Below are 2,281 nucleotides of genomic sequence, written 5' to 3' on the forward strand. Positions count from 1 at the left end.
GGCCTGCAGGCGGGCCAGTGTCCGGTTGACGCTGTCGGCCAGATCGTGGATTTCATCCTGGCTCGATGGGAGGGGAACCCGTGTCCGTCACGTGCGACCTGGCACTGGGCGAGCCGCTGCCACAGTCCGTGGAGAGCGCGGCCTACTACATCGTCAACGAGGCCCTGGCCAACGTGACCAAGCACGCATCCGCGTCGAAGGCGTGGATACGGCTCACCCGCGACGGAGGCCACCTCGTGGCAGAGGTGGGCGATGACGGCGTGGGCGGGGCCGATCTCACGCGCGGCTCGGGGCTCGCCGGACTCGCCGACCGCGCCGAGGCCAACGGCGGCAAGCTGACGATCGACAGCCCACCAGGGAGGGGAACCGTGCTGAAGGTGGTCCTGCCGTGCGCGTAGCGATCTGTGAGGACTCCACCCTGTTCCGCGAGGGCCTGGCCCGGCTGCTGGCCGAGTCCGGGTTCACGGTGGCGGCGTGCGTCGACTACGCCGAGGACCTGCTCGCCCACGTGGGAATGGACCCGCCCGATGTGGCCGTGCTCGACATCCGGCTGCCGCCCACGCACACCGACGAGGGGCTGCGCGCCGCCGTCGCGCTGCGGGAGCGGCATCCAGAGGTGGGGGTGCTGGTGCTGTCGCAGCACGTCCGGGTGAGCTACGCGGTCGAGCTGCTCGGCGGCCGCACCGAGGGCGTGGGCTACCTGCTGAAGGACCGGGTGTCGGATCTGGCCGAGTTCGCCGCGGCCATCCGCCGGGTGGGGTCGGGCGGGTCCGCGCTGGACCCGGTCGTCGTCGAGCAGCTCGTCGGCCGCCATCGGCAGCCCGGTGACCCGCTGGGCCTGCTCACCGAGCGCGAGCGCGCGGTGCTGCGGCTGATGGCCGAGGGGCGCACGAACATGGCGATCGCCGAGCGGCTGGTCATCGCCGAGCGCACCGTGGAGAAGCACTGCACGAGCATCTTCGCCAAGCTCGGCCTGGAGGCGAGCGCGCACGACCACCGGCGGGTGCTCGCGGTGCTGCGGTACCTGAACGCGTGAGGGGGTGCGGATAACCGTACCTCTCGGGGAGTGCCAGCCGGGTTCCCCTTCCGGCGGCGGTCGCGAAGGATCGGATCGACGGAAGGAGCATGCTGATGGCGGCGGTGGATGCTGGGGTGCGGCGGCTGCTCGCGGACTCCGGGGAGGCGCGCACGTGGGTGAGCCCTCGGACGGACCTGGTCATGGCGTTACTCGGCGTCTGGTTCGGTGTCGGGCTGATGATCGATGCTTGGGCGCACAGCAATCTGGCGCAGCTGGAGACGTTCTTCACGCCCTGGCACGCGGCGTTCTACTCGGGGTTCGCGGCGGTGTCGGCGTGGATCATCTGGCAGGTCTATCGCAACGTGCGCACCGGCCGGAGCGGGCTGGCCGCGGTGCCGAACGGGTACCTCGCGGGGTTGCTCGCCATCCCGGGGTTCGCCGCGTTCGGGTTCGCCGACCTGATGTGGCACACGTTGCTGGGTATCGAGCAGACCATCAACATCCTGTTCAGCCCATCCCACCTGGGACTGATCGTGACGATGATGCTCATCATCACGACCCCGCTCCGCTCGGCCTGGAATGCCCCGGACATCGGGGCCCGGCCCCGGCTGTCACGGCTGCTGCCCGCGCTGATCGGGCTCGGCTTCGGCGCCACGCTGGTGTCACTTTTCGTGTCGTACGGCAACGCCATGCAGTGGGGCTCTGAGAGCATCGTCCGGGCCTTCTCCGTCGTCGGCGGCGACGGCGGAGGCGCCGACGGCGGCGCCGGCCATCTGGCCGCATCAATGATCATCACGAACGTGGTACTGCTCGCTCCGGTGCTGCTCCTCCTGCGGCGGTGGCACCTGCCGTTCGGGAGCCTGACCGTGCTGTCGGTGGTGGGCGTCCTGATGCCGGGCGCGCAGACGGCCTTCCGCAACCTGCCGATCCTGCTGACGTTCGTGGCCGCCGGGCTGGTGGGCGACCTGCTGAACCAGTGGCTGCGTCCCTCGCGGGAGCGCCGGGCCGCCTACTGGGCCTTCGCCGGCCTGTCGGCGTTCGCCACCTGGTCCCTGTACATCACGGTCGCCTCCCTGATGGCCGGGCGCCTGCCCGCCGTACCCGAGCTGTGGACCGGCGCCCCGGTCGTGGCCGGTCTCATCGGCCTCGCCCTCGGCGTCCTGCTCCTCCCGAACGCGACGCCCACGGAGGCCGGCGAGTCCGGCGCCCGGCGGGCATGATCCGGCTTCTCTGCCTGGTCGGCCTGCTGGTGGTGATGCTGGC

General features: G+C 71.1%; 4 protein-coding genes. 3 read left to right on the top strand and 1 reads right to left on the bottom strand.

The genetic code is table 11. The features are described from left to right. The coding region (locus tag AB0J09_RS62740) for a hypothetical protein (protein ID WP_360713763.1) at positions 1 to 51 on the bottom strand (51 nt) is incomplete at its 3' end. Positions 52 to 65: 14 nt separating this feature from the next. Between AB0J09_RS62740 and AB0J09_RS62745 the strand changes: the two genes are divergently transcribed. The 3 genes from AB0J09_RS62745 (at position 66) to AB0J09_RS62755 (ending at position 2,238) form a co-directional block, all read left to right on the top strand. Then, positions 66 to 398: an ATP-binding protein gene (locus AB0J09_RS62745; protein WP_360713758.1), complete on the top strand. Its 333-nt coding sequence runs from the start codon at positions 66 to 68 to the stop codon at positions 396 to 398. Next, on the top strand, positions 389 to 1,036 hold the full coding sequence (locus AB0J09_RS62750) for a response regulator transcription factor (RefSeq protein WP_360713760.1): 648 nt from the start codon (positions 389 to 391) through the stop codon (positions 1,034 to 1,036). The genes AB0J09_RS62745 and AB0J09_RS62750 overlap by 10 nt, the downstream gene beginning before the upstream one ends. 95 nt (positions 1,037 to 1,131) lie before the next feature. Then, positions 1,132 to 2,238: a hypothetical protein gene (locus AB0J09_RS62755; RefSeq protein ID WP_360713762.1), complete on the top strand. Its 1,107-nt coding sequence runs from the start codon at positions 1,132 to 1,134 to the stop codon at positions 2,236 to 2,238. The last annotated feature ends 43 nt before the right edge of the window (positions 2,239 to 2,281 follow it).

The sequence above is a fragment of the Nonomuraea sp. NPDC049784 genome (assembly GCF_040659615.1).
Lineage (GTDB): Bacteria > Actinomycetota > Actinomycetes > Streptosporangiales > Streptosporangiaceae > Nonomuraea.

Excerpts from the sequence above, each read along its gene's own strand:
- AB0J09_RS62745 (WP_360713758.1), top strand. The coding sequence starts at position 66 with ATGGGAGGGGAACCCGTGTCCGTCACGTGCGACCTGGCACTGGGCGAG.
- AB0J09_RS62755 (WP_360713762.1), top strand. The coding sequence starts at position 1,132 with ATGGCGGCGGTGGATGCTGGGGTGCGGCGGCTGCTCGCGGACTCCGGG.